Consider the following 26,098-nt stretch of genomic DNA (forward strand, 5'->3'; position numbering starts at 1 on the left):
AACGGCTTATACCTTTCCAAGACAAAACATGTAATTGCCCGGCTTTTGTAGGCACGGTTGCTTTGCGGGTACCAAACCTCTTGCGCCCGGCTTGCCTGCAAAACCACGCCCGCAGCACAAGAGGAGTCACGACCATCCGTCAACAATCCTAGCTGCTTGCTATGAATAAACGCCTACTACTGCTCAGTCTGATGAGCAGTTGGGCCTGGACTGCCCAGGCTCAAAGCTGTCCTGCTCCCGCCGTTACGGCCAACGGCCCCACCACGTTCTGCAACGACGCGGTCAGCCTGAAAACCGACCTAGGCCCGGTGCGCTATGCCTCGTCGGTGCTGCGCTTTAGCTCCGAATACAACAGCAGTTGGGCCGCTGCCACCGCGCTGGGCGCCCCCACAGTTTACCCCCGCTACGGCGACATCAGCGGGGCCTGGGCCAGCAGCGGGCAGGACAACCAACGCGAGTACCTGGTGCTACGCTTCGCCAACCCAGCCCCGGCCAAACGCATTCTGGTGTGGGAAACCTATAACCCCGGTGCTATTGACACGGTGTGGGTGCGAAACCCTAATACCAACTCCTGGGAAGCCGTGTACACCGCCACAGCCGCGGCCGCAGGTGCCAACTCCCGCATTCTGAACATCAACTTCCCCCAAACGAGCTTCCCAGTTCAGGACGTGCGCTTGGCCATCAACTCACCCGCCGTTTCGGGCTGGAACGAGATTGACGCCGTGGCGTTGTCGGGCGAATCAATAGGATATCAGTGGGCGAAAAACGGCAGCGACCTGCCCGTAACCGTAGTGGGAGCCAACGGCCCGGGCTTGTCGAACATTGATGCCAGTGGCACCTACTCGGTGCGGGTAACCAACAACGCCGGATGCACAAACACCAGCACCCCGGTAAACGTGTTATCCGATGCGCCTCCTAGCCTGACGATAACCCCCACTAACACAACCATTTGCCAGGGAGGCTCGGCCACACTGGTGGCCACGGCTACTAACGCGGGCGGCACAGCGGCAGCAAACGCCCTGTCCTTCGATGGTAGCAATGATGTGGCCAGTGCGCCTCATCAGGCCAATCTGAACCTGACAACGTCCCTTACCGTGGAAGCCTGGATTAACGCAAACGGCCCGGGCACCGCCATTCAAAACGTGGTTAGCAAGTCCTCGAACGCGGTGAATACGGGCTACATTTTCCCCCGCACCGACGACAACTTCAACAACCTGACGCTGTACCTGCACATCGGCGGTGTCTGGCGCATATTCACGGTGCCGTACGCCAGCCTGCGCGGCGCCTGGCACCACACCGCCGCCACCTACGATGGCAGCCGGGTGAAGATTTTCATCGACGGCAGTAAGGTGCTCGACCAAGCTTGCACCGGCGCCATTGCTACCAACACCAACGCGCTGGCTCTGGGCAACCAACCCGGTTTCAACGAGTATTTCAACGGGCAAGCCGATGAAATTCGTATTTGGAACGTGGCCCGGTCCGAGGCCGATATTGCCGCCGACTACAACAAAACTGTGCTGGCCACCCAGCCGGGCTTGGTGGCCTACTACCGCTTCGACGAAGGCAGCGGCACCGCCACCTCTGACGCCACTCCTAACGCCAATCACGCCACGTTTGCCAGTGCTACAGCAGCGCCGACCTGGGTTGCCTCCACCGCGGCCATCGGGCAAGGCATTGCTTACAGCTGGTCGCCGGCCACAGGGCTGAACTCGACCACCTCGCCCTCGGTGGTAGCTAACCCCACCACCAGCACCACCTACCGCGTGCGGGCTACCAATGTGCGCAGCGGCTGCTTTGCTGAAACCACCGTGCGCGTAAACGTGGGCGGCCCCTTCACCTGGAGCGGCGCCAGCAACACCGACTGGTTTACGGCCGCCAACTGGGCCTGCGGCAGCGTACCTACTTTCGGCGACGACATCACCATTCCGGCCGGCATGCCGCGCTACCCGGTTATCAGCAGCGGTTCGGCGGCCGTGCGTAACCTTACCATTCAGGGCGGTTTGCTTACCATGACGGGCGGCAACCTGGACGTTATGGGCTCTTTCACCAACAACGGCAGCCTGAGCCACACTGGCGGTAATATTATCATGATTGGGGCCATCCGCGACGACATTGGCGGCACCGGTCAGCTCGTTTTCCAGAACCTGCAAATTGGCACCACCGGCGCCCGACTTACCAGCCCGGTACAAGTTCGGGGCCTGCTTACGCTAGCCGGTAACTTACTCACGAACAACCACGAGCTGACTCTGGTCTCGAACGCCAGCGGCACGGCCATGGTGTACAACAACCCCGGCGTGGTAGAGGGCACGGTGAAAGTGCAACGCTGGATTGACCCCAGTCTGAACGCCGGCACCGGCTACCGCCACCTTTCTTCCCCGGTGCGCAATACCACCGTGGCCGATTTCAGTACCTCAGGTTTTAGTCCGGTACTGAACCCGGGCTACAACTCGGCTACGAATCCGGGCTCGGTTACGCCTTTCCCGAACGTATTTACTTACAACGATGTGCGCCTGCAATTGGGTGCAGCCGGCGGATTTGATGCCGGTTGGGAGTCGCCCACCAGCACCGCCGACTCGCTGCAAGCCGGCCGCGGCTACACGGTAAATGTGGCGCCCGTGACTGTTGACTTTGTGGGCCGCCTGACGAACGGCGACGTGAACGTGCCGCTGCTGCGCGGCACCGCCGGCCAGGGTTGGAACCTGGTGGGCAACCCCTACCCTTCGCCGCTCGAATGGAACCTGGTAACTCTGCCCGCCGGGGTAGATGCGGCCGCGTACGTTTACCGTTCCAGCGGGCCATACTCGGGCGGTTACGTGAGCTACGTAAACGGCGTGGGTGCCCCCGGCACGAACCGTATTGCCATGGGTCAGGCGTTTTTCGTGCGGGCAAACTCCGGCTCGCCTACACTTGCGCTCCGGAACACGCAGCGCACCACCACGCTGCAAAACCCACCACTTAACCGCGCAAACGACACCCGGCCTTTGCTAGCCCTGGCCTTGCATGCCACCGGTACTCCGGCTTCAGCCGATGTGCTGTACGTGTACCAGCAAGCTGGCGCCACAACCCAATTCGATGGTGAGTTCGATGCTCTGAAAATTCAGCTGAATGGCGGGCAGCAGCCTTCACTGTTCCAGCAGGCAGGCCCTTCGGCCCTCTCAATTCAAGGCTTGCCCGTGGGGAATCAGCCACTGGCACTTCCCTTGGGCGTAAACGCGCCGCAGGCGGGAAACTTCACCTTCGTACCGCAGCAGCTTCTCCATTTCGGAGCGGGTGTACAGGTGCTGCTGGAAGACCGGCAAACCGGTACTTGGCATGACTTGCGCCAAGGAGCGTACTCCGTAGCACTGGCGCAGGGCCTGAGCACCGCGCGCTTCGTGCTGCACCTGAACTCGCAACGTCCGCTGACCAACGCAGCCGCCCGCCTCACCAACGCCGATTTGCAGGTGTACCCGAACCCTGCCAGTGGCCGTGCTGTCACCGTTTCGGCTGGCAATCTACAAGGCAACAGCGCCGAGCTGCGCCTGGTAAATGCCCTGGGCCAAACGGTACGCACCGAAACAGTGCCGTTAACCAGCCGACTGTTAGAACGCCTGCTAGAGGTACAAAAACTACCGGCCGGGGTGTACACTGTACAGCTACGCACCGCTGCCGGTACGCTCACCCGCAAGCTTATCCTGAACTAACACCCATATGAAAATTAACCGACTGCCCGCCTTCTTACTGTTATTCCTGCTGACAGCCGCCTCGGCCAATGCCCAGGGCCCCGGTTCGGGCGGTCCGCAGCCCGGCGGCTCGCCCACCGAGGTGCCCATCGACGGCGGTGCCTCGCTTATGCTGGCTGGCGGCGCGGCCTTCGCCCTCCGCCGGTTACGCAAGCGCCGCGCCTGACTCCCGTTTTACCGCACCAAGCGCTTCGATTAAACTTCGAAAACAAAACCGGCTACTCCATTGGGGTAGCCGGTTTTGTTTTCAGAAACTGAAATACTGAATGTGCGTCTTTGAACCGTCGGGCTACACGGCCCAATGCACCGTGAAAGTAGTGCCTTCGCCCACGGTGCTGGCTACCTCCAGGCGGCCGCCGCGGCTGGTCACAATTCGCTGCACCAGGTACAAACCCACGCCCGCGCCCGCTACGTTAGGGTGCTGCCGCTCGAAAAGCTGAAAAACCGGATCGGAGGTACTGCGCAGTTCCATGCCCAATCCGTTGTCGCGCACTGTTAATTGGGGCGTGCCGTTTGCATTCAGCTTACTGGTAAGAACGATGTGGGGCGGGCGCTCGGGGTGGGCAAACTTCAGGGCGTTGCTGATCAGATTGTGCAACACGCTCCGCAGGTTAGCGCGGTTGTAGACCAGCGTCGGCGCCTCCTCAAACTTGAGTTCAACGTTGGCCTCGGCATCGAGAACTTGCGCCCGCAGGCCCAGCAGAACTTCATCGGTCACGCTGCCCAAGTCAATCGACTCAGTGGAATCGGAGAGGTGACGTTGGTCCTGCACCGTAGCAGCTAAGTCCTGCAGGGTCACGTCGAGCTGCTGCAGCGCGCCGTCGACCATGCCCAAAAGCACTTCCTGCTCAGGGTCGTGGAAGGTAGCGGTTTGGCGTAGCTCGTCGAAAAGCCCGCGCAGGTTGTGCAAAGGAGCCTTTAAATCGTGCGAGGCCGTGTACACAAACGTATCCAGGTCGCGGCTGGTACGGGCCAGCTCGTCGTACTGGGTTTGCAACACTTCGCGCAGTCGGTGCTGATCGTCTACGTCGGTACAGGCGCCAAACCAGCGCGGGCCGCGGCCGTCGGCTAACTGCCGGGCCCGGATAATGTGCCAGCGGTATTGCCCGTCGTGGCGGCGCATGCGGTACAATCCCTCGTAGTTATCACCGGAGGCCACGCTCTGCACCCAACGCCGGGCCGCGCCCACCTGCTCGCTGGGCTCTAGCAGGGCCACCCAGCCGGTTGGTCCCATCTGGTCGGGCGACAAGCCGGTGTATTCGGCTGTGTGCTGGTTGTAGTAATCAATCAGGCCCTCGGCGGTGGCGGTCCAAATCAGCTGCGGAATGCTATCGGCCAAAAAGCGTAACTCGGCCTCTCCCCTGCGCAAGGCATCGGCCAGTTCCCGCTGGTCGTGTACCTCGGTAACAGCACCGTGCCAATACACGGCCTTGTCGGGAGCATGGAATTCGGGTAAGGCGCGGCTCAGCAGCCAGCGGTACTGGCCGTCGTGGCGGCGCAAGCGGTACTCGTAACTCCACCCTACGCCGGCTTTTCGCGCCGCCTCCGACTGATAAAGCACGCGAAGGCGGTCATCGGGGTGAATGAGCAAGGGCCACATGGCGTTCAGGTCGGCCGTAGGCGGCTGCCCCGTGAAGTAGTACCACTGCGGACTTACGTAACTGTACTCGCCGGCGGCGTCTACGGTAAACGTGATTTGGGGCGCAGTTTCGGTGAGTACGCGAAGGCGTGCGTCCAGGCGGCGGGTTTCAATAGCCAACTCGTGAGCACGCTGTCGAGCTTCTTCCTGCCCCGTTACATCCACGGCAAAAACGAGCAGGCCGCGCACCGCATCGTCGTCGTTCAGGGGCTCCAGGGCAATATCGAAGTACCTGACCGCGGGTTCTGTATCGGGCGCTTCAGGCCGGAGCAGGCGGTAGCCTTTGGCCACAAATGGCTCACCCGAGCTGTAAACCAGCCGCATTACCTCCAGCAAATCGTCGGGCAACGGGTTGGATAATTCCACCAACGGCACACCCTCGGGCGTGCTTCCCCCCAGCAGCGCCTGCATGGCCTCGTTTACGTAACCAAAACGCAGCTCGGGCCCCAACAAGGTGGCAATGCCGGCGGGCACGTGCCGTAAAATATGCTGAAGCTGGTAGTCGCGCATGGTGTAAGCGGTACTAAAATAACGAAAAAGCAGCCTGTGCGCCACGCTTCACAAGCTGCTTATGGCACACGGCAAAACCAAAAGAAAGCCGCGCAATGCGGTAGGGCGGAACTAAGCAGTAGATACTTGGCCAACGGCCTCCGGTACAGCCTAGGGGTTACGCTAAGGGGTCTGAATCTTCGGCTGCGGCTTCAGGACCAAACACCGCCAAGCGCACGAGGTTCACCAGCAGGGCATCTGCTATAGTGAGAGTTTCCGGGGTAGACGGAGCGTTGGCAGGCTGGAAAAAGCCAGCAAGAGCCTCGAATCCGCTAGGGTCGAGCGGGTGAAAGGCCATGGACCAATCCGCAAAACTCCGCGCCTCAATAGGTTTGTCGGTCAGCTTTACCACATTCGAATGCCGTCCGTCCAGGGCTATTTTTTCGAAGAGTTGTTCCGTAACGGCCGGGTCACCTTCGATGAGTTGGGCAATGTTGCCGTGGCTGTAAAAGAGCACCCCGGTCACGTTGTGAAGGGCATTATCGCGGCGGCATTGCTCCAGCAATTCCTGCAAATCCTGATCGGAAAGCGGGCGTACGGCCCGACTCATGTAAATAATGTGGTTCAGCACGCGGCAGGTTAGCAGTCAGATGGTTGCAGTAAATTCCCTCGAAACAGGTGTGAATGGAGCCGCAAGTTACGCATAGCTCGTGCAAGACGCCCTTGCAACGCCAAGGTGTAGGCGCTACGAACTAACTCCAATCAGGTCTTGCCCCCTCCCGCTGAACGCTACAGCCTTTGGTGATTCTCACTTGGAGGAAGCTTCAGGGACGTACCGAAACGCTTTCTGGAGAATAATTTTTGCTTAGCTACACGTAATTTCCTGCCTTTATTCCGCCATACCAGGCGATGGAGGGGTATTTGCCCAAATCAGGAAAAGAAACTGCAACTTGAAAGGCGCGTACACTGATTCTTTTGCCTACGTTTGGTGTTATACGCAATATGGCCACTTCAACCAAACGCTCCCGTGGGAGCAAGCCCTCCGAAACGCAAACGCAACCGCCTGTATCGCACGCCGACCAGATGGAAACGCTGCACGCCCGTGAACAGGGCAAAACCGTAATGTACAAGCAGGATGCTTGGGGCCACATCGAGACGCGCTTCGTGCGCACTCAGAATGTGAAAGCCTGGGAGGAAAAAGGGTTCATCGTCCGGTAATTACCCACCGGCGCAGGTAGGTGACTTAAATGCTTTTCGGTTTCTTGTTCTCAATGAACCGAATTGGTGAATTCGTCCTGCTCGCTCGTTCCCATGCATGCCCATTAGTAAGGTCCGGCAAAAATGTCGGACCTTATACGTGTGTGGTTACGGCTGCATTCTGCTGCTTATGCATTGGGGCACTGAAAGCGTTACTTAGACGCTTTGCTTGGCTACGATTAGCCCACCCTCACCGGCTGAGCGTTACTACGTATGCAGGAAGTGACCCCACCACTTACCCATGACCAATTGCCTGCTACAACGGGGCCTGATCGTTTCGCCTACTGGCTACAGCATAGAACCTAGTTCGGCCAGAAAAAAAAGCCCCGTCTCTGAGACAGAGACGGGGCTTTTTTGCAGAGGGGATGGGATTCGAACCCACGATGAGCTTTTGGCCCATACACACTTTCCAGGCGTGCTCCTTCGACCACTCGGACACCCCTCTGGATGCGGAAAGCTGCGCAAAGTAACGCCCGTTTTCCGGGATTCGCAACCTCAAAAACGCAAGCTGCCCGATGTGGGTTGGCCCAGCGAGATTTCGCCGCGCAAGTCAGCGGCTAATAAGCGGGTGGTGGTTTGCACGTCGTTGTTCAGGCCCAGTACAAACATGAGCTTGGTAATGGCCGCCTCGGTGGTAATGTCTTCGCCGCCAATAATGCCTAGCTCGGCAAACTGGGCGCTGGTTTCGTACTGCCCCTGAATCACGCGGCCTTCCTCGCACTGGCTCACGTTCAGCAGGTACACGCCGCGGTCGTGGGCGTCTCGTAGGGCCCGCAGAAACCACGGAGCCGTAGGGGCATTGCCCGAGCCATACGTTTCAATAACGCAGCCCCGCATACCGTCCAGCTCGAGTACAGCGCGCAGAACACGTTCGGGAATGCCGGGAAAGAGCTTAAGTATGGCCACTCCCTCTTCCAGCCGGCTGTGGGCATGCAGGCGGGCCCCGGGCAACAGGCGTATCAGGTTGTCGTTGTACTCCAGTTGTATACCAGCGCGGGCCAGGGGCGGATAATTTTCGCTTTTGAAGGCGTTGAAATGCTGACTTTCCACCTTTTTAGCGCGGTTGCCCCGGATGAGCACGTCGCTAAAGAAAATGCATACCTCGGGCACCCGCACCGTGCCGGCCCGTGGATGACGGGCGGCCGCAATTTCCAGGGCCGTTATCAGGTTCCGCCGCGCATCGGTTCGGATGCGGCCCATGGGCACCTGCGCCCCGGTAAACACCACGGGCTTACCCAGGTTTTCGAGCAAATAGCTCAGGGCGGCGGCCGAGTAGGCCATGGTATCGGTTCCGTGGAGCACCACAAAGCCGTCGTAGTGAGGGTAGTGCTCGGCAATCAGGGCGGCTATCTGCAGCCAGGCGCCGGGCGTTACGTTACTGGAGTCAATGGGCTCGGGCAAGCTCAGCACCGAAATGCGCATGTTAAGCTGGCGCAGCTCGGGCATGCGTTTCCGGATCTGATCGAAGCGCATGGGGGCCAGTTCGCCGCGCTTGTTAAACGACATGCCCACCGTGCCACCGGTGTAAATAACCAGCACGGCGGCCTCGGGCTGTTGACCAAGGGTACTGGCTTTAATGTCGATAACCGGCAGCATGGCTTGCATGGGCGGAAAAGTGGTTGGGTTACTCCTGAGTCCTGACTTATTCTGCAGCTCTGGCGGCTTTTTACCGGAGAAACCGCGGCGGGAAATTACAGATTGAACAGTTCGCGGGCGTTGCGTGTGGTGACTTCGGCCACCTCCTCCACGTCTTTTTGCAGCAATTCGGCCACGCGGTGCGCCACCAGCGGCAGGTAGCTGGGCTCGTTGCGTTTGCCGCGGTGCGGTACTGGCGCGAGGTAAGGGCAGTCGGTTTCGAGCAGCAGGTGTTCGAGGCCGAGGCCGGGCAGCACTTTATCGGACCCACCGTTTTTAAAGGTAGCCACGCCGCCGATGCCCAGCATGAAGCCCAGCTTGATGGCGCGTTCGGCCTCTTCGGGCGTACCGGAGAAGCAGTGAAACACGCCGCGCAGTGTGCCGTCCTGGGCTTGCTCCACGAGGTCGGCCGTTTCCTGAAAGGCGTCGCGGGTGTGCAGTACAATGGGCAGCTGGTGTTTTTTGGCCAGATTTAGCTGGATGCGCAAAGCCTCCTGCTGCTGGGCCAGGAACGACTTGTCCCAGTATAAATCGATGCCACACTCCCCTACCGCCGCGAACGGCCGCTTGCCCAGCCACTCTTCTACCTGGTACAGTTCCCGCTCGAAGTGCTTGCCCACCGACGTGGGGTGCAGCCCCATCATGGCAAAGCACTGTTGCGGGTGCCGCGCCTCGGTTTCCAGCATCACATCAATGCTGGTGTGGTCGATGTTGGGCATGACGATGGTGGTAACGCCGGCCAGCGCGGCCCTTTCCAGCGCGGCGTCGCGGTCTGGTTTGAACTGCTCGGCGTAAATATGGGCGTGCGAATCGGTGAGAAGCATAGCAAGGGAAGATCTGGGTGCAAAGAAAGGAGGCGGCCCGTTGGTTAGCGGCGGTACAGCCGTCCTTTCCAGTCGAAGGGCCGCCGCAACAGCCGAAACCACACGAGGCTAACCGTTAGGGCCAGCGTGTAAGCCTCGAAGGCCAGCAGTAGGTGCAACGGGGGCGCCAGGCCTACACGACGGAACACGGTGAAGGTAAGCAGCCCTTGCGCCAGCACTTTGCCCGCCAGTAGGCCCCATGCCGCTGTCGGGCTCCAAACAAGAGCGGCCGCCAGCAAAGCCGGGTATACGCTGCCGTACAGCAGCAGCCCCAGCTGAATAAACCACGGCAAAGATTCCACGCCGCGCAGCCAGCGGCGGCGCTGGTGCAGCAACTTACTCCATGAAGCCACGGGCAATGACTCGGCCAGCACGGTGGGCTCGAACAAGTTGATCCAACCGAACCCGCGCCGCAGTACGGCCCGAAACAGCTCGTAGTCTTCGGTGACGGAAAAGGGCAGGCTTTCGTAACCGCCGGTGGCCTCGTAGGCCTCGCGGGTTATGAGCATGTTATTGCCCATGGCCGTAACGGGCTGGCCACGGTCAGACACTACCTGCACCAACGACAACGACACCAGCCAGTCGAGCCCCTGCAGCTGGTCGAACAGGCGCGGGCCGCGCACAATCGTGAGGCCCGTGACGATGCCCCGCTTCGGCCGCAGGTAGCTCAGCAACCCCTGTACCCAGGTGCCGGGCAAGCGAATATCAGCGTCGGTGATAAGGAAAAAGTCGGTGGTGGCAGCGCGGGCGAGGTGCGCCAGCACGTTGGCTTTGCCGCGCGCCTCACCCAGGGTATCACGGATGGGCAGAATGCGGAAGGTGCCGGCGAAACCCTGCATGGTGGCGGCGGCAACGGCCGCAGTACGGTCGGTGCTGGCGTCGTCGCCGAGGAGCACATCCAGCTTGTCGTGCGGATAGGCAAGAGCCCGGACGCTGCGCAAGCAGCGGGCAATGGCAGCTTCTTCGTTGCGGGCGGCAATCAAGATGCTCACCCGCGGCGGATCGGGCGGTAGCGGCTGCGGTGCCGGGGACTTCCGGACCGCGAACAGCAACCAAGAGCCCAGCAGAATGGCAAACCAACCGATGAAAAACGCAATCAGAAATCCGCTAAGCATGGGTTACAGGGCTGCAAACTGATAGCCGCGCTCGGCCAGCTCCGCGAGGTAGCGAGGCAACACGTAGCGCAGGTTACGGCTGGCCTTGAGGCTGTCGTGAAACACGACCACGGCGCCGGGGCGCGTCAGGCGCAGAGCGTCGCGCAAACACGCCTCGGGGGCGTAAGATGCGTCGTAGTCGCAGGTGAGCAGGTCCCACATAATTACCTGGTACTGCGCAGATAACGTGCGGCTCAATCCCGGCGTGATACGGCCGTAAGGGGGCCGAAAGAAAGGTTGTTGCTGGGGCCTAACTCGTTCCAGAGCCTCCTGGCAGCGGGCTATATCGGCCAAGTACTGCGTGCGGCTGGTGGTCCAACCACTGAGGTGATGGTGGGTGTGGTTGCCAAGCTGATGACCGGCCTCCACCACTTGCTTTGCTATTTCGGGATGCCGCTCCACGTTGTCGCCGACGCAGAAAAACAAGGCCTTGGCGTTGTACTCGGCGAGTTGTTCCAGCACCCAAGGAGTTTCTTCCGGAATCGGCCCGTCGTCGAAGGTCAGGTACACCGTGCGCTCGGCCGCCGGCCCCCGCCAAATGGTACCGGGCAACCAGCGGTGCATAACATCAGGCAGGCGGTGGTGGGGCATAATTAGAGAGCAGCTTCAACCCGCGAAGGTAAGGCCGCCCGTGCAGACGGGCGCTTAGCCCCGTCTGCCTGTTGTGTGCACCGGCTGCACAACATGTAAGACAACCCCGATTACCTTGTTATGCAATCTGAAATTCCTGAGACTTTATTGTAACAGGTCCTACTGCCTGTCCGACGAGCTTTTGGCGGTTGCTACAATTTTGCGCACTTTGCTGCCCATCACCGGCTATCTAGGCCCGGTTATCTGTCCGTAATTCAAGTGCAGAAAGCCTGAAATACAAGATTGTAAACCAGCTTACCAAATTAGTAGACAAGTTTACTTACTCGGCAAAACGCTTTCTACACTCTGCCACAGCCGTTCGGCACTGCTGTCCCAGGAAAAACGCCGGACGTTTATCAGCCCCTGCCCTGCTAGTTGAGCCCGCAGAAGAGCGTCGGAATCCAGGCGCGTTAGGGCCGCCGCCAGCTCTTCCACCGAGAATGGATTGGCTAGCAGGGCGCCGCCGGGCCCGGCTACTTCGGGCATGGAGCTGCGGTCGGAGGTGAGGACTGGGCAGCCGCTTTGCTGCGCTTCCACGATGGGAATGCCGAAGCCCTCGAAATAAGGTACGTAAGCGCAGACGCGGGCAGCAGCGTACAGTTGCACCAGCTCGTCGTCGGTAACACGGCCGGTGAGGTGCACTGCGGCCTGGTGCTGCATTTGCTGGTACACATCGAACATGGAACCGGCTTTCCAGGCTTTGCGGCCCACAATAAGGAGCTGCGTGGCCGAACCGGTTTGCTGCTTAAATCGGTCGAATGCCAGCAGCAGGTTCACCAGGTTTTTGCGCGGCTGCAGCGCGCCCACGAACATAATATAGGGCTGCCCGCCGCTGAAACGCTGGCGCACGGTTACTTGCTGGTTTTCGGGCAGGGGCTGAAACCGTACGTCGGCGGCGTTGTACACCACGTCGATGCGGGCGGGCTCTATGCCATAGGTCTGCACCAGATCCAGCTTGGTGGCTTCGGAAACAGCCACAATGCGGCGTGAGGCGCGGGCAAAACGAGGGGCAAAAAAGTGGTAGTACTTGCGTTGCAGCAGGCCTACATCCTGCGGAAAATGCTCGAAAGCCAAGTCGTGCATGACGGTAACGCGCGGCACCTGCGTGGCGAGGGTGGTGAAACCGTCGGTACTCAGGAACGCGGCGGGCCGGTGGCGCTTCAGCCATAATGCCACTGCCCCCTCGAACCAGGCCACAAAGAGAAACGGGTGGCGAGCGGGCGGAAACAGCACGTGCGGCACCACGTTCGGCGCAAACAGGTACTGCGGATCGAAGGGCCGGTCGAACAGGAAATGGAACGTGTGCTCGGGGTGCTGGCGCACCATTCGGCTGAGGGTTTCGTAGGTGAAGCGCCCAATGCCCTCCAACTGGCCTCCCGGTAATAAAAAGCGGACGTTAACGGCTATATCCAAGGTGTGCGGTGAAGTGCGAATGTGGCATTTTTGCGGCTGGGGTGGTACGGCCGCTGAAGCCAATCCGAAAAGTCAAGCAGAGGCAAATAAAGAACGTCATGTCGAGCGCAGTCGAGACATCTCGCTGGGTAGTAATCTGCTCGTTGAACGATGCGTTTACTATCTGGCATCAGCACGCGAGATGTCTCGACAAGCTCGACATGACGTTCTGGCTTTTTCGGACAGACTCTTAGCCTCCCCGCTTCAGGAAAGGCTGCAGCTCGGCCGGGCGCACCACGCCGGTACCGAACAACAAACCCACGAATACTACGCCCGCCACCACGCTTTCGGCCAGCCAGTGCAGGTTTAACTGCGTTTGCAGCCCGTACCACGCGGCGCAAAGCAAGCCAAACGTAAGAGCCAGCCGCGCTAGCATGGCCCAGGGCACCGCCACGCCGGCGCGGTTTTGCACCAGCCACACGTACCCGCCCGACACGAACACGGCGCATACCAGCGTGTTTACGGCGCCGGCCACGGCCCCGTAACGCGGCAGCAGCAACAGGTTCAGGCCCACGTTCAGGGCAATGCTCAGGGCCACCAGCCAACTGACGTGCCGCTCGTAGCTGGTACTGGTAAGCAAGGTGCTGTAAATAACGAAGAAGCCGTGCACGAGCACGTTCACGAACAGAATCTTGAGGCAGAGCGTCATGCGCGCCAGCTCGGCGGGGCTGCTGTTGCTGAACTGCCAGAACAACACCTCGCCCCGAAACAGCACGAAGGCGCAGAACAGCAGCAAGGGAACGGCCGTTACGCGTTGCCCAAACCACAGCAGCTCGCGCTGCTCTTCCTTGCTTTGGTGCGCGTGGGCAAACTTGGCAAAAAACAGCGGCAGCACCGTCCACAGAAACATCATTACGGCATCTACCCACCGGTAAGCGCCCGCGTAATACCCGGCTTCCTGCGCCGAAGCCAGCCGCTCCAGCATCACCATATCTACGCGCTCATTCAGCCCGTAGAGCAAGGTAATGAGCGCGAACGGCAGGCCGCCGCGCAGCACCTCGCGGGCCTGCTGGCGGTTGGGCCGCCAGGGCACCCGGCCGAAAAGCCGCGCCACTAGGGCGTACAGCAGCACAAAAGTGAAGGCTGAAGCCACTGTGCGGGCCCCGATGTAGTTGGTGAGGGTAATGCCGATGGGCAGCAGCGCCAGCACCAACCCCAGCATCAGGGCCTTTTCCAGTACCGAAAGCCACGCGTCGGTGTTAAAATGCTGGTGGGCCTGCACCGCGCCGCGCAAAAACTGCGCGTATTGGGTGAGCAGCAGCCCACTGCCCACCAGCGCCAACAGCGCCAGCGTATAGCCGCGGTAGCCAATCAGCCACCCCACGCCCAGCATAATGCCGAAGAACAGCACGTTCAGGCCGGCCCGGAGGGGCAGAACGGTAGGAAAATACTCCGTCAGGAAGGCGGGCTCGGCCGCTACCCGCTTGGTAGTGTGCTGCGTGATGCCGATGTCGGCTACCGCAGCCAGTACCATGGTCAGGGCGTAGAGGGCGGTAAACGTGCCGAAGGCGGCGTGTCCGAGGCGGTCCTGCACCACGTTTTCTACCACCACCCAGCCGGGCTTGATGAGCAGGTTGAGCAGCACCGCGAGGCTGATATTTCCAAAAAAGCGTTTGATGCGAACGGGGAGTAAAGTGCGGGCGCAAAACTACCAAAAAGGCTGGCGTCAGCGGTTTTTGTGGTAACTTTGCCGGGTCGGTGCAGCCTGTTTATACGTGCATTAGGCGCCTTTCTCACTACTTGCATTGGCATGTCCGCTCGCCCTTTCTCGTTACTTAGCCTTTGGCCGATTGTTCAGCGCTGGAAAAACCTGGTATTAGCCGCGGTGGTGCTGGCCGCAGTGGTTAGCGTTATCGTTGCCCTTACGCTGCCTAATATTTATAAGTCGACATCGGTTTTTTACCCCACTAATCCACAAACCACCGACCCTGACCGCATTGTAACGGAGGGTGGTAAGCTGGAGCTTGGTGGCCGCGCCGAAGATCTGGACCGCGTGCTTACCATCGGCAGTTCCCTGCCGGTAGCCGAGTACATTATTACCAAGTATAAACTTCACGACCACTACAAAACCGGCCAGCCCGGCGTGGAAGAAGCCGATCAGGCCGTGCTCGACGAGTTCAACGACAACCTCGACATTGTACATAATGAGCGCGACGCCATTGAGCTGACTTTCCAGGACCGCGACAAGCAGTTGGCGGCCCGCATTGCCAATGACTTAGTGGCGGTTATCGACTCCTTTAACCAGCAGCTGACGCTGGATAACCGCCGCAGCGTGCTCGATTTGTACCGCACGCGCTACACGTTTCTGAGCCGGGAGTACGCCACCACCCGGCAGGCTCTCATTGCTGGCCGTCGCCGCTACGGCATTTACGGCATGGACCGCGAATCGCGCTACTTGGCCAAAGAGGTGGTGGAAACCCAGGCCGAGCTGCTTCGCGCTGAGGGAGAAGGCAACGGCAGCAAAGCCGCCGGCCTGCGCCGCGCCCTGAAAGGCCTCACCGAAGCCGACGGCGGCAACCTCCTGAATCTGGAAAACTTCGTGCAGGGCGCCGATTCCATGAGCACGCTCTACGCTCGTTTTAACGACCTGCAAGGGCGCCTGATTGGGGCCCGCTCGGCCTACGAAACCGCCGATTTGGCCCTAAAAGGCCGTATTTCGTCGCTGTACGTGGTGCAGAAAGCGTTGCCGGCCACCAAAAAATCCCAGCCCGTGCGGTGGCTGATCGTGGTGTCGTCGGTGGTCATCACGTTCGTGCTGTCCGTTATCGTTATTACGCTGCTGGAGCTGTACCGCCGGAACGCCGACCGCTTCGTGGCCCAGCCGGTGGCTTAATGAACACGTTACTAGCCCGGCTGCGCCCCCAAGACCCGGCCCAACGGATATTCGTTGCCTTCGTGGTATTGCTGGTAGTGGGCGGCGCTACAGCCGTTTTGGCAGGCACTAATCTGGGCCTTCTGCCCGTAGTGGCTGCCATTGGCTTGGGGGTGCTGGTAGTGGACTGGCGCTGGGTATACTACCTGCTGCTCACCACGCTGGCCTTTTCGCTGCAGTTTCCAATGCCCGGCGGCCTTAGCCTCGATGTGCCGTCGGAACCGCTTATGCTGGTGCTGCTTGGGTGCTTTGGCGTAGCTGTGCTTGCGGGCCGTACGGGCCTCACCCGGCGTGAAGTGGCGCACCCCTTGGTGCTGCTGCTGGGGTTAACGCTGCTGTGGGCCATGGTTTCTACCATGTTCTCCGTCGACACGGCGAAGTCGGTGAAATACCTGTTGGCCAAAACCTGGTACATCGGTCCGTTCCTGTTCGTAACCCTGATGTTGTTGCGGCGCCCTTCCGATGTGTGGAAAATAGCAGCCTGCCACACGTTTGGGGCCTGCTTAACGGTGCTGTATGCGGCGGCGCGCCACGCAGCCACCGGCTTTTCCTTCGACAGCATCAACCAAGCCCTTTCCCCTTTCTACATCAACCACGTGATTTACGCCACGGTGCTGGCCATGCTGCTGCCGTACGCATTTTACGCGGCCCGGTCGAAAACGGGCCTGAGTCGCACGGCGTGGCGGGTGGCTATGGTACTGATGCTGTTCGGGCTGTTCACTTCCTACACCCGTGCCTCCATTTTATCGTTGCCGGTAGCGGGCCTGTTTTACGTGGTGATGCGCCTACGTCTCACACGCTGGGTACTCATCGGGGCCATATCGGCGGCCGTGAGCGGGGCCCTGTACTTTGTGCAGGAAAACAACTTCATGCTGTACGCCCCCGATTTTGAAAAGACCATTTTCAACGGCGACAACTTCGAGAAGCACCTGGAAGCTACCTATAAGCTGGAGGATGTATCGGGCATGGAGCGCGTATACCGCTGGGTGGCCGCCGTGCGCATGCTCGCCGACAAGCCCCTGACGGGCAGCGGCCCTTCTACCTTTTACCCCGAGTACAAGCGCTACACGGTAAAGAGCTTCCGGACGTACGTGAGCGACAACCCCGAACGCTCCACCACGCATAACTATTTCCTGCTTCAACTCGCCGAACAGGGCCTGCCCGGCTTTGCCCTGTTCGTGCTCTTGCTATCGGCTACGTTGCTGTTTACTGAAACCCTTTACCACCGGGCCGCCCGTCAACCCCAGTTTCGACGGGTGGTGCTGGCGGCGGGCCTGTCGTTGGTGGTGATTGTGTTTCACCTGCTGCTTAACGAGCTGATTGAAGTCGATAAAATCGGCTCCTTCTTCTTTATCGGTCTGGCGGTGCTCATTCGGGCCGAAGCCTGGATAGACCTCACGACTACCGAAGAAAAGGCCTAGCCGAAAACGCATAGCCCTTAGCCCAAGGCGTTTCGGCCAGGACTTTATTTAAAGCGGCAGCTCAGAATGGTAATGTCGTCGGCGAAGTAGTTGCCTTTGGCATTGAACTGCTCAATGCGTTGCAGCAGGGAATCGTGCAGCTTGGGCAGAGGCACGTACCGCATTTCGTGCAGGGCCTGCAATACGCCTTCCTCCCCGTATTCGTCCCCGGCTTCGTTGAACACTTCGGTCAGGCCGTCGGTGTACGTAAGCAGCATGGTGCGCGGCGGCACGGTTAGCTCGCCCACTTGCAGCAGCGGCAGCTCGTCCATCACGCCCAGCATAATGGCACCGGTTTTCAGAAGCTGCACCGGCCCGTGGTCGGGCAGCAGCAGCGGGTCGTTGTGGCCGGCGTTAACGTATTGCAGGTGGCGCGTGGCGCGGTTGTAAATGCCGAAGAACGCCGTGATAAACCGGTCGCCGCCCGAATTGCGGAAGATCAGGTGGTTAAGTTCCTGCACTACGGTGGCCAGGTCTACGGGCTGGCGCAGCAGCGTGCGCAACCCGGCCTGGAAGTTCGACATCAGCAACGAAGCCCCTACCCCTTTCCCTGAAACGTCGGCGGCGCAGAACAGGAACCGATTCTTATCGATTTCCACTACGTCGTAAAAGTCGCCGCCCACGGCCGTGTGCGGAATATAGGTGGCGTGCACCACCACTGCGTCGTTGTTCGGCAGTTTGCCGGGGAAGAGCATGGCCTGCACCTCCTGGGCAATTTCGATTTCCTTGCGCACGGCCGCGGCCTGTACCTGCTGGCGCACCAACCGGCGCGAGGCCACAGCGCCCAGCAGAATCTGGCTGAGCGAGTCGATAAAGGTTACGGCTTCCCTACGCGCTTCGTCCGAGCTGGTGTAGTTCTGATTCAACTCCCCAATGAAAACCAACCCTAGCAGCTGGTCTCCTTCGTAGGCGGGCATAACGGTTTCGAACACTTGCCAGGGCTTACCCAATTCCAGATCGGCCACCGAAGCGGGGTGCTCCGGCGGGAAACGCTGAATACGCTCGGGCAGTTGGTGAGCTTGGAACTCGGGCATTTTGGGACCAAAAGCGGTGGCGCAGCGCCACTGGTGGCCTTCCTCCTCCACGTACACGGCTAGCTGCCGCACGCCCAGCTGGCCCAGCAGCGTAAACTGAAAAATCTTATAGAGGTTCTCGTCGTTCGGCTCGCCGTTTACAGCCTGGGTAATTTCCAGTAGCGCAGCCAGCTCCCGCTCTTTAAGCTTGAGCAGCAGGTGTTCCTCTTTGGTAAGCGCGGGCAGCGTATTAGGCATTGGTAAGCGGAGTTTTGGGGTCGTATGCGTCGCGGAGGCCGTTGCCAAGCAAGTTAAAGCTCAGCACCAACAGGCTGATGGCTACGCTGGGCATCAAGGTAAGCCACAAACCGGCTCGGGTGCCCAGCAAGTCGTAGCCTTCTTTCACCATCAGCCCCCACGACGGCGCGGGTGGCTGTACGCCCAGGCCCAAAAAGCTTAGGCCTGCTTCAAGCAGAATGGCCGCCGCGAAGTTGCTGGTGGCAATAACGATGAGTGGCCCGAACAAGTTAGGCAGTAGGTGCCAAGTGAGCAGGCGCCACGTGGGCAGGCCCAGCACGCGACCGGCTTCCACAAAGGTTTTTTCGCGCAGACTCAGCATCTGGCCGCGCACCACGCGGGCCACGTCTACCCACATCGTTAGGCCCACGGCTACAAACGACGTCCACACGCCTTTTGAGCCGAAAGCCAGTGAAATGGCAATGACCAGCATGATGCCCGGAATGCTCCACACCACCGTCATGAGGCCCAGCAACAGCGAATCGAGCCAGCCGCCGGCGTATCCGGCCACGGCACCCACGGTAATGCCAATGGCCAGCGAGATGAGCACCGCCACCAGCCCGATGCCCAGCGAAATGCGCGTGCCCAGCAGCAGGCGGCTCAGTTCGTCGCGGCCGGCTTTGTCGGTGCCCAGCCAGTAAGTGCGTTGCTCGATGTGGTCGGCTTCCAGCAAGCTTTTTTGCTCGGCGGCCGGGGCCGTGCGGCCGGTAATTCGGGCCAGGGCATAGCGCCGCACCGGTTCGGCTAAAGCTCCCTTGGCTTGGAACGGCTGCGCCACCAGCGTATCGCCGCTGATGCGGTAGCCGCTAATGGCGAGTTCCTCGAAGCGGGCCGGCGTACCGCTCAGCCATCGGTCGAAAACCGAGACCGGCTGGCGGGCCGACGAATCCATCAGTGGTACGCGCAGAATGGTGACGGTGGTACCGGGCGGCTGCTTTTGGAGCTGCACGAATCCGTTGTTGGCGTTGGGCGTGGCATCGGGCAGCACGAGGTAGCCCAGCAGCGCTACCAGGCTGCAGAGAGCAATAAACGCCAGCCCAGCCATAGCCGGGCCGTTGGCCAGCAGGCGCTGACGCACGTAATAGCTCGGCGTACGCACGGGCGCCGGTACGGGCACGGTGGCCACGGGGGCAGCCATTAACGGGTGTTGTGTTGGAGCAGGCCTTCTTTGGAAGCCAGAAAGAAAGAGTCGCAGCCGATGGCGCCGAACGAGGTAGGCTCGTAGGCCAGCTCGGTATCGGGGTCGGGCCAGTAGCAACGGATTAGCCCCTGCTCGAGCATGGTGCGCAGGTTTTGCTCCAGCTTAGCCGGCGACAGGTTGGTGCGTTGCTGCAGGTCGCTGAATGAGGTAACGAAGTACAGCTCGTCGAGAATGTCGAATTCGTGGTCGGTCACGGAAGAAGCGGATCGGCTGATGGTAAGCAAATGTACCACCCGGAAGCGGGAAAGGTCAATAGCAGCCTTGGGTAACGCGGCTACCGGCTGGCAACTGCCTCGAGCACGTAGTCGCTGCTGGAAGTTTCGGCCGGGGCGGCGTACCGAATGTAAGCCAGAATGCTTTCCACTTCGGCGGCGCTTAAGGCAAAGCTGGGCATTTGCTGCTGCTGGTACTCGTTGAAGATTTTCACCGCGTACTCGTCGCCGCTGGCTACCATTTTGCTGGAGTTTTTCACCCAACTTACCAGCCACGGCAAAGGACGGCGCTGGTCGATGCCGGCAAGGGCAGGCCCTATTACAACCTCGTTAAGCGCGTGGCACTGGGCACAATTGCTTTTGAACAGGGCGTCGCCGGCGGCCACCGCAGCAGCCTCCGCGTCGGATAGCTGCGCTACTACTGGGCTGTCGGTAGTATCGGCAGAAGTATGGGACTGGTTCGACGGTTTGGTCTCAACAGCAGCTACTGGCTTTTCACCGAGGCCCGTGAGGGTGGAAAAGGCCACCACCAACGTGCAAATCAGCAGGAAAAGAGCGACTGGAAATACCAGCTCCAGGGCAGAACGGTTCATGGCAACAAGGTTTACCTGACACAGTACTAAGCGCCCTAAACGTACGCCCCAACGGCTGACCAGCCAAGGTTTCCCTTCTATTTATTACACGCTTCTCCCCTTCCAGCGGTACCCGCCGCGCAGCCCCATCAGGCCGGTGGCTAGTGCATAAACAGGGTACACCAGCTGCAGCAACGGCACCAAGGCCAACCAGCGCCGACGGCCAAAGAAAGCCAGCACGGGCGTCAGGAAATACAGATCGGCCCCCAGCTTTAGCAGCCATGCCGCCGCCACCCAGGGCCACAGCACGGGCCACACCGCTGCCACAACCGGCAACAACGCCAAACTCAGGTTTGCGCCCAGCACCAAAACCGCCAGCCGCCGCGGCGCCGCAGTGCGGTAGTGCTGCCATTTACTAGCCCAGCGCACCCGTTGGTGGAGCAGGGCCAGCAAAGTAGGCTGCGCATCGGTGCGAACGGTAGCATCGGGATGCTGCAGAAACCGCACGCCACCGGGGAAAGTCGCGGCTATTTTGTGCAGCAAAAACTCGTCGTCGCCGCTGGGCACGTGCTCGTTGCCGGCAAAACCTCCCACCGCATCAAAGGCCTGGCGGCGGTAGGCCAGGTTAGCCCCGTTGCACATGGTGGGCGCACCGGCCCGAATACCGGCCGCGCCCACAGCCACCAGCGCAGCTAACTCCAGGCCTTGCAGCCGGGCCAGCAAGCCCTGCCCCGTTAGCAGCACCGGGCCGCTGATAAACTGGACAGTGGAGTCCTGCATCAGCGGGGCGTAAGCAGCCAGCCACTGGCGCGAAACCCGACAATCGGCATCGGTTAGCAACAACCAAGGAGCCCGCGCTGCGGCTATGGCGGCAGCCACCGCCGCTTTTTTTCCGATAGGCCGATGCGGAAGCTTGTCCAAGCGGAGCAGCCGAATAGCGAGTTTGCTCGTGGCCGCTGCCTGCTCTACTACCGCCGCAGTGGAATCGGTCGAATGGTCGTCGACGACAACGACTTCGAATTGATCCGCTCCTATTGGCCCTGTTTGCTGCTGCAAATCGGCCAGCAATTGGGGCAGATGGTGAGCTTCGTTACGGGCCGCGATGAGCACCGAAACCGCTAGGCCGGCAGCCGGCGCACTTGACTGATGCACCAGGGTAGGAGGACCTAGCCAATGCCTACGATACTGCAGCAGCCGAACGGCATACAGCATGGCGGGCACGCACAGCAGCGCCCCAAGCAGAAAAGCAGGCCCGTTGCTCCAGCTCATTGGGCGTTGGAAGAACGAGGCTTCTTCTTTCGGAACACCTTTAGCTGCAACACAAAGCCCAGCCCGGCCGCGCTGGGCAGGGCAATGTTCAGCACCCACAAGCTGAGGCTGGCACTAAGCACCGGCAACGCCGGAACGCCCAATAAACCGAATAAGTATGTAGCCGATAGCTCCCGGGCGCCCACGTCCATGAGCGCGTTCAGCGAAGGAACCAGCGACTTAAACAGCATGGTGCCCGCAATGGCCGCCGCAGCCGGCCCGACCGGGGGCGTGGTACCGTAAGCCAGCAGCAGCAAGCCAAACTGCGCTGTGAATACCGCATAGCGCAGCCCCGATAACGCCAGCACGCCGCTGAGCACCCGCGGCGGATAGGCCGGCATATCGGCTACGTACCGGCGGAAACGATGCAGCGGGCGCCATTGCGTAACGGCCTGCAGCAGCATGCGGTTGCGGTAGAGCGGCAGCAAGGCCAAGGCATTCACCAGTACCGCTGTAAGACCCAGACCCACAATAATGGTTGGGTACGCGGCTCCTATTTGCAGGGCGGCGAAATACAATAAGCCCATGGAACCACCCATTACAGTTATCAGCAATTGACAGTAACGGCCTAAGAAAATAGCGCCCAGGGCCTCGGGGCGGCGGTTTTTCATTTCCAGAATCCGACCAGCGTAGTCGCCCACACGGTTGGGGGTAACAAAACCCAGCGTGAGGCCCACGAGCACGGCCCGGAAGCTACGCCCAAACGACACCGGCTCCAGGTACTGGGCCAGGCGCCACCATTTCCAGGCTTCCACACCCCAGTTCACGGGGACCAGCAGCAAGGCCAGCAGCACCGGGCCGCGGCGGGCCGAGGTCAGCAGGCCCTGCCAGGCGGCGGCGGTATCGGCATCGGTTACCACCGAGCGGTACAGCAGCCAGAGTGTGAGGGCCGTAATCAATAGCTTACCAGCCACCACGGCCGGACGCCGCCACGGGTGCCGGGGCTTGCGTGGTGGCGAGGTATCGGGGGTTTTGCCGTAGTTTTGTAGATAATGGCCGCTCTTCTCGCTTCCCTCCCCGACCTGCCCAAGATCATCATGGGTGTCGACCCTGGCACCCAAATTATGGGTTACGCCATCATTGAGGTGACGGGCCAGCGCGTGTCCGTGCTGCGCTACGACGTTATTAATATGAAGTCCTTGGGCACGAATCACGCGGTAAAATTAAAGAAGATCTTCGACCGCATGATCGAGCTCATCGAGGAGTTTCTGCCCGACGAGCTGGCCATTGAGGCGCCCTTCTACGGCACCAACGTGCAAAGCATGCTGAAGTTGGGCCGGGCCCAGGGCGTGGCCATTGCTGCCTGCCTCTCCCGCCAGATTCCCTACGTGGAATACGCCCCCACCAAGGTAAAACAGGCCGTTACGGGCTCGGGCGCCGCCAGCAAAGAGCAGGTAGCGGCCATGCTGCGCCAAACCCTGAAGCTGCCCGTGGAAGACGTTCCCAAGCTGCTCGACGCCACCGACGCCCTGGCCGTGGCCATGTGCCACCATTACCAGAAGGGCAACAACGTGCAGGCCGGCGGCAAAAGCTGGGGCAAGTTTTTATCGGACAACCCAAGTAAGCTGGCCGCGCCGGTGGCGGGGAAGAAGGCCGTGGCGGCGCGCAAGAAACCGGCGGCTTAGGCTTAGCAAACCAATTCGGCAAAATGCGCCTTTAACCGACCAATTAATTTCAGTCTTACCACCATAGGTCGCTGTTTTAAAACATGGTAATGACCACGTTGCCGATTTTCTGGCCGGTTTCTACGTAGCGATACGCTTCCACGATTTGCTCTAGCGCATAACAGCGGTCAATTACGGGCTTGTATTTGCCTGCCACCACCAGCTCTTTCAGGAACTGAACATCCTGCTGGCTGATAGATGGCAACGGGAACAATACTTTCTTGTTGCCAAGCACCGGCGCGGCTAACGCCATAAAAACATTCTCCCCGTTTTTGCCCAGTTCGGTGGATATATATACCCCGTGCTTGCGCAGCAACGGCTTGCACTGGCCAAAAGAGCTTTTACCTACGGCGTCGAACACAAAATCGAATGGTTGTTCGATGGCGGTGAAGTCTTCCTGGGTGTAATCAATTACACGGTCGGCCCCCAAGCATTTGACCAGGTCCAAGCTACGGGTATGGCACACGGCGGTGACCTGGGCTCCGAAGTTCTTGGCCAGCTGCACTGCGGCTGAGCCAATACCGCCCGTAGCGCCATTTACCAGCACTTGGTGGCCACTGCTGACTTTAGCTGCCCTGATGTTGCCCAACGCATAGTGCGCACCTTCGGTAATTGGGGCCGCTTCCTCGAAAGTTAACCCTTCCGGTATCGTTGCCATGGCTCCTTCGGCATCCATGACCATGTACTCGGCATGGGCGCCGAAAGTGGAATCGTTGTAGCCGAATACCCGGTCACCTTTTTTGAGTGTTTTAACCTGTGCCCCAACGGCGTCTATTACGCCCGCAAATTCATTGCCTAGTATGTGGTTCTTGGGCCTTAGCAAGCCGCTGAATAACCGGGATACAAAGTACTCCGCTCTTCGAAAGCCACAGTCTGTACGGTTGACCGTGGCGGCATGAACCCGAATCAGCACTTCGTGGTCTTTGGGCACCGGCCGGTCTACTTCCAACACCTGTACCACTTCGGGCGGCCCGTACTTTCGGTGAATTGCAGCTCTCATAATTTGCTTACCAAATTGGTTGTATCATTTACCGCCAATGGCAGCTTGTTTTCAAGCATTTGCAGCTCCCAGCGTTATCAAGGGGCTTTTGTGTTTCAGATCCGGTCCTGACCTAGCTCCATTCGATTTCCCCACGCAAATACGTTACCGCGTAGCCGCTGATCAGCACCCGGTTGCCGCGCAGCTCGCACCACAGGTCGCCGCCGCGGGCCGATACCTGGCGGGCGTGCAGCTCGGTTTTGCCGAGGCGCTCGGCCCAGTACGGCACCAGCTGCGTGTGGCCCGAGCCGGTAACGGGGTCTTCGGGCACGCCCACGCGGGGGCCAAACCAACGGGAAACGAAGTCGATGTCGTTAGAGCCGGGCGCGGTGGCAATAACGCCGCGGTACTCCACCTGAGCCAGGTGCGTCATGTTGGGGTGCAGGGCGCGCACTTCGGCTTCGGTATCGAACACAGCAATTAGGTCGGGGCCGGCCAGAATGCGCAAGGGCGTGGCCCGCAGGCCGTCGGTGAGGCCCTCGGGGTGCTGGTGCAGCGGCAGTGGCGGCTGGGCCGGGAAGTCCAGGGTCAGGCGGCCGTTGGGCTGCTGGCGCACGTGCAGGGGGCCGCTTTTCGAGTGGAACGTAAGTTGCTCGGCCGTGGCGCCGAGGTGGCGAAACAGCACGTGGGCCGAGGCCAAGGTGGCGTGCCCGCACAAGTCTACTTCCACGGTGGGCGTAAACCAGCGCAACTCAAATTCGGCATCGGAGCCGCCGGCGCGGGGCACGAAAAAAGCGGTTTCGGCGAGGTTGTTCTCAGCCGCAATGGCCTGCATTTGCTCGGTGGGCAGCCACTCTTGCAGCGGGCACACGGCAGCGGGGTTGCCGGCAAACACTTTATCGGCAAAGGCGTCGACCTGGTAGATGGGGAGCGTCATAACCTGGAAGGGGAAAGGAGAAATCGGACTCTTTACGCCTGGGAGCTAGCGGCGGCCGGGACGAAGCTAGATATTGCTCCCCATTTCGCCGCTTTAACTTAATTTTTGATGCTGATTGTTGGTGCTATCCTGCTCGTTTTGCTGGGGCTTTTGCTCTACGCCTCCAACTCGCTGAAGAAACCGACTGGCAGAGAATCCACCGCATCCGCGGCGGCAGTGCCCGCCGGAGTAGCGCCGCCCAAGGACAAAACGGTTCTGGTGGTAGGGCCTCCCTTTGGCGAGGTTTTGCAGGCCGCAACAGAATTCACCAAGCTGTACGCCGGTACATCCATGAACCTACTGGCCGTGGAGTCGGGCATAACGGCAGCGGTTTTCCCCGCCAATATTGACCAGGGTAGGTTTTATTACCTTGTCAATTTCCTGCTTTACCCGCTTGATGTTAGTTACAGCCAGTCGGTACGGGTGCGGGGTTGGGCCAGTTTGCCGGTGGTTGCGCCCTGCCAACCGGGCTCTGATCCGGAACCCGTAATGGTTTTTGTGCCCGAAACGGACAACGAGTACGATTTTGTGCTGCTGGCCGCGGCCGCGGGCCCGGTCTACCGGGTTGATTTCGGCACCATGCGGCCCATTGAGCTTCCGCAGCCTGTGGCCGAAACCTATCTGCCTCTCCCCTACTCGCCAGACCGCTTGCGTGAGCTTGGTGCGCAAGCGGTTAGCGTACCGTGAGGGCCACTGCAGCGTT

Annotated in this window: 23 protein-coding genes and 1 tRNA gene; 7 read left to right on the top strand and 17 right to left on the bottom strand. The window is 60.2% G+C overall.

What is annotated here, in order from left to right:
- The first annotated feature begins 161 nt into the window (after nt 1-161).
- Entirely contained in the window at nt 162-3,683 is a 3,522-nt protein-coding gene (locus tag ABD903_RS09270; RefSeq protein ID WP_345223528.1) for a T9SS type A sorting domain-containing protein, read from the top strand.
- Between the two features lie 7 nt (nt 3,684-3,690).
- Nucleotides 3,691-3,888 (top strand): PID-CTERM protein-sorting domain-containing protein, encoded by a 198-nt coding sequence (locus ABD903_RS09275; protein WP_345223529.1) that lies wholly within the window; start codon nt 3,691-3,693, stop codon nt 3,886-3,888.
- A 123-nt stretch (nt 3,889-4,011) separates the two neighbouring features.
- On the opposite strand, the gene ABD903_RS09280 is transcribed toward ABD903_RS09275, so the two are convergent.
- Together ABD903_RS09280 and ABD903_RS09285 are read right to left on the bottom strand one after the other, a co-directional pair.
- Nucleotides 4,012-5,871, bottom strand: a complete 1,860-nt coding sequence (locus tag ABD903_RS09280; protein WP_345223531.1) for a PAS domain-containing protein — start codon at nt 5,869-5,871, stop codon at nt 4,012-4,014.
- Nucleotides 5,872-6,028: 157 nt separating this feature from the next.
- Nucleotides 6,029-6,481, bottom strand: coding sequence for a BLUF domain-containing protein (locus ABD903_RS09285; RefSeq protein ID WP_345223533.1), 453 nt, complete (start codon nt 6,479-6,481; stop codon nt 6,029-6,031).
- Between the two features lie 371 nt (nt 6,482-6,852).
- Between ABD903_RS09285 and ABD903_RS09290 the strand changes: the two genes are divergently transcribed.
- On the top strand, nt 6,853-7,068 hold the full coding sequence (locus tag ABD903_RS09290; RefSeq protein WP_345223535.1) for a hypothetical protein: 216 nt from the start codon (nt 6,853-6,855) through the stop codon (nt 7,066-7,068).
- Between the two features lie 396 nt (nt 7,069-7,464).
- Here the strand turns inward: ABD903_RS09290 and ABD903_RS09295 are convergent.
- From ABD903_RS09295 to ABD903_RS09325, 7 genes are all read right to left on the bottom strand, one after another.
- Nucleotides 7,465-7,552, bottom strand: a tRNA-Ser gene (locus ABD903_RS09295).
- Between the two features lie 50 nt (nt 7,553-7,602).
- Nucleotides 7,603-8,712, bottom strand: coding sequence for an asparaginase (locus ABD903_RS09300; RefSeq protein WP_345223537.1), 1,110 nt, complete (start codon nt 8,710-8,712; stop codon nt 7,603-7,605).
- Between the two features lie 86 nt (nt 8,713-8,798).
- Nucleotides 8,799-9,566 (bottom strand): TatD family hydrolase, encoded by a 768-nt coding sequence (locus tag ABD903_RS09305; protein WP_345223539.1) that lies wholly within the window; start codon nt 9,564-9,566, stop codon nt 8,799-8,801.
- Nucleotides 9,567-9,610: 44 nt separating this feature from the next.
- Entirely contained in the window at nt 9,611-10,720 is a 1,110-nt protein-coding gene (locus ABD903_RS09310; protein ID WP_345223541.1) for a glycosyltransferase, read from the bottom strand.
- Nucleotides 10,721-10,723: 3 nt separating this feature from the next.
- Nucleotides 10,724-11,350: a polysaccharide deacetylase family protein gene (locus ABD903_RS09315; RefSeq protein ID WP_345223542.1), complete on the bottom strand. Its 627-nt coding sequence runs from the start codon at nt 11,348-11,350 to the stop codon at nt 10,724-10,726.
- A gap of 315 nt (nt 11,351-11,665) precedes the next feature.
- Nucleotides 11,666-12,802, bottom strand: a complete 1,137-nt coding sequence (locus tag ABD903_RS09320; RefSeq protein ID WP_345223544.1) for a glycosyltransferase family 4 protein — start codon at nt 12,800-12,802, stop codon at nt 11,666-11,668.
- Between the two features lie 229 nt (nt 12,803-13,031).
- On the bottom strand, nt 13,032-14,426 hold the full coding sequence (locus tag ABD903_RS09325; RefSeq protein ID WP_345223546.1) for an oligosaccharide flippase family protein: 1,395 nt from the start codon (nt 14,424-14,426) through the stop codon (nt 13,032-13,034).
- Nucleotides 14,427-14,591: 165 nt separating this feature from the next.
- On the opposite strand from ABD903_RS09325, the gene ABD903_RS09330 reads away from it, so the two are divergent.
- Both ABD903_RS09330 and ABD903_RS09335 read left to right on the top strand, forming a co-directional pair.
- Nucleotides 14,592-15,674: a GumC domain-containing protein gene (locus tag ABD903_RS09330; protein WP_345223548.1), complete on the top strand. Its 1,083-nt coding sequence runs from the start codon at nt 14,592-14,594 to the stop codon at nt 15,672-15,674.
- Nucleotides 15,674-17,134: an O-antigen ligase family protein gene (locus tag ABD903_RS09335; RefSeq protein WP_345223550.1), complete on the top strand. Its 1,461-nt coding sequence runs from the start codon at nt 15,674-15,676 to the stop codon at nt 17,132-17,134. Before ABD903_RS09330 ends, ABD903_RS09335 begins: the two co-directional genes overlap by 1 nt.
- 44 nt (nt 17,135-17,178) lie before the next feature.
- On the opposite strand, the gene ABD903_RS09340 is transcribed toward ABD903_RS09335, so the two are convergent.
- The 6 genes from ABD903_RS09340 to ABD903_RS09365 all read right to left on the bottom strand — a co-directional run bounded on the left by ABD903_RS09340 (nt 17,179) and on the right by ABD903_RS09365 (nt 22,675).
- Nucleotides 17,179-18,444: a PP2C family protein-serine/threonine phosphatase gene (locus ABD903_RS09340; protein ID WP_345223551.1), complete on the bottom strand. Its 1,266-nt coding sequence runs from the start codon at nt 18,442-18,444 to the stop codon at nt 17,179-17,181.
- Complete coding sequence (locus ABD903_RS09345; protein WP_345223554.1) at nt 18,437-19,621, bottom strand: ABC transporter permease; 1,185 nt, start codon at nt 19,619-19,621, stop codon at nt 18,437-18,439. The genes ABD903_RS09340 and ABD903_RS09345 overlap by 8 nt, the downstream gene beginning before the upstream one ends.
- On the bottom strand, nt 19,621-19,878 hold the full coding sequence (locus tag ABD903_RS09350; RefSeq protein ID WP_345223556.1) for a helix-turn-helix domain-containing protein: 258 nt from the start codon (nt 19,876-19,878) through the stop codon (nt 19,621-19,623). Before ABD903_RS09350 ends, ABD903_RS09345 begins: the two co-directional genes overlap by 1 nt.
- A gap of 80 nt (nt 19,879-19,958) precedes the next feature.
- Nucleotides 19,959-20,489, bottom strand: coding sequence for a c-type cytochrome (locus ABD903_RS09355; protein ID WP_345223558.1), 531 nt, complete (start codon nt 20,487-20,489; stop codon nt 19,959-19,961).
- A gap of 84 nt (nt 20,490-20,573) precedes the next feature.
- The gene (locus tag ABD903_RS09360) at nt 20,574-21,737 is read right to left on the bottom strand and encodes a glycosyltransferase (RefSeq protein WP_345223561.1); all 1,164 of its coding nucleotides are present in this window, start codon (nt 21,735-21,737) and stop codon (nt 20,574-20,576) included.
- Complete coding sequence (locus ABD903_RS09365) at nt 21,734-22,675, bottom strand: lysylphosphatidylglycerol synthase transmembrane domain-containing protein (RefSeq protein WP_345223563.1); 942 nt, start codon at nt 22,673-22,675, stop codon at nt 21,734-21,736. Before ABD903_RS09365 ends, ABD903_RS09360 begins: the two co-directional genes overlap by 4 nt.
- Before the next feature lie 93 nt (nt 22,676-22,768).
- Here ABD903_RS09365 and ruvC point away from each other — a divergent pair, with 93 nt between their 5' ends.
- Nucleotides 22,769-23,401 carry a crossover junction endodeoxyribonuclease RuvC gene (gene ruvC / locus ABD903_RS09370; protein ID WP_345223565.1) on the top strand — a complete coding sequence of 211 codons (633 nt, stop codon included), beginning with the start codon at nt 22,769-22,771 and terminating at the stop codon, nt 23,399-23,401.
- 76 nt (nt 23,402-23,477) lie between these two features.
- Here ruvC and ABD903_RS09375 read toward each other — a convergent pair whose 3' ends face one another.
- Both ABD903_RS09375 and ABD903_RS09380 read right to left on the bottom strand, forming a co-directional pair.
- A complete protein-coding gene (locus ABD903_RS09375) occupies nt 23,478-24,440 on the bottom strand; it encodes an NAD(P)-dependent alcohol dehydrogenase (protein ID WP_345223568.1) in 963 nt (320 codons plus the stop codon).
- Nucleotides 24,441-24,552: 112 nt separating this feature from the next.
- On the bottom strand, nt 24,553-25,356 hold the full coding sequence (locus tag ABD903_RS09380) for a PhzF family phenazine biosynthesis protein (protein WP_345223569.1): 804 nt from the start codon (nt 25,354-25,356) through the stop codon (nt 24,553-24,555).
- A 105-nt stretch (nt 25,357-25,461) separates the two neighbouring features.
- On the opposite strand from ABD903_RS09380, the gene ABD903_RS09385 reads away from it, so the two are divergent.
- Nucleotides 25,462-26,082 (top strand): hypothetical protein, encoded by a 621-nt coding sequence (locus ABD903_RS09385; protein WP_345223571.1) that lies wholly within the window; start codon nt 25,462-25,464, stop codon nt 26,080-26,082.
- Nucleotides 26,083-26,098: the final 16 nt, after the last annotated feature.

The organism is Hymenobacter koreensis (assembly GCF_039541855.1).
Classification (GTDB): Bacteria; Bacteroidota; Bacteroidia; order Cytophagales; family Hymenobacteraceae; genus Solirubrum; species Solirubrum koreensis.

Coding starts and splice junctions, on each gene's coding strand:
- ABD903_RS09270 (WP_345223528.1), top strand. CDS start 162: ATGAATAAACGCCTACTACTGCTCAGTCTGATGAGCAGTTGGGCCTGG.
- ABD903_RS09275 (WP_345223529.1), top strand. CDS start 3,691: ATGAAAATTAACCGACTGCCCGCCTTCTTACTGTTATTCCTGCTGACA.
- ABD903_RS09280 (WP_345223531.1), bottom strand. CDS start 5,871: ATGCGCGACTACCAGCTTCAGCATATTTTACGGCACGTGCCCGCCGGC.
- ABD903_RS09290 (WP_345223535.1), top strand. CDS start 6,853: ATGGCCACTTCAACCAAACGCTCCCGTGGGAGCAAGCCCTCCGAAACG.
- ABD903_RS09300 (WP_345223537.1), bottom strand. CDS start 8,712: ATGCAAGCCATGCTGCCGGTTATCGACATTAAAGCCAGTACCCTTGGT.
- ABD903_RS09305 (WP_345223539.1), bottom strand. CDS start 9,566: ATGCTTCTCACCGATTCGCACGCCCATATTTACGCCGAGCAGTTCAAA.
- ABD903_RS09310 (WP_345223541.1), bottom strand. CDS start 10,720: ATGCTTAGCGGATTTCTGATTGCGTTTTTCATCGGTTGGTTTGCCATT.
- ABD903_RS09315 (WP_345223542.1), bottom strand. CDS start 11,350: ATGCCCCACCACCGCCTGCCTGATGTTATGCACCGCTGGTTGCCCGGT.
- ABD903_RS09330 (WP_345223548.1), top strand. CDS start 14,592: ATGTCCGCTCGCCCTTTCTCGTTACTTAGCCTTTGGCCGATTGTTCAG.
- ABD903_RS09335 (WP_345223550.1), top strand. CDS start 15,674: ATGAACACGTTACTAGCCCGGCTGCGCCCCCAAGACCCGGCCCAACGG.
- ABD903_RS09340 (WP_345223551.1), bottom strand. CDS start 18,444: ATGCCTAATACGCTGCCCGCGCTTACCAAAGAGGAACACCTGCTGCTC.
- ABD903_RS09345 (WP_345223554.1), bottom strand. CDS start 19,621: ATGGCTGCCCCCGTGGCCACCGTGCCCGTACCGGCGCCCGTGCGTACG.
- ABD903_RS09355 (WP_345223558.1), bottom strand. CDS start 20,489: ATGAACCGTTCTGCCCTGGAGCTGGTATTTCCAGTCGCTCTTTTCCTG.
- ABD903_RS09360 (WP_345223561.1), bottom strand. CDS start 21,737: ATGAGCTGGAGCAACGGGCCTGCTTTTCTGCTTGGGGCGCTGCTGTGC.
- ruvC (WP_345223565.1), top strand. CDS start 22,769: ATGGCCGCTCTTCTCGCTTCCCTCCCCGACCTGCCCAAGATCATCATG.
- ABD903_RS09375 (WP_345223568.1), bottom strand. CDS start 24,440: ATGAGAGCTGCAATTCACCGAAAGTACGGGCCGCCCGAAGTGGTACAG.
- ABD903_RS09380 (WP_345223569.1), bottom strand. CDS start 25,356: ATGACGCTCCCCATCTACCAGGTCGACGCCTTTGCCGATAAAGTGTTT.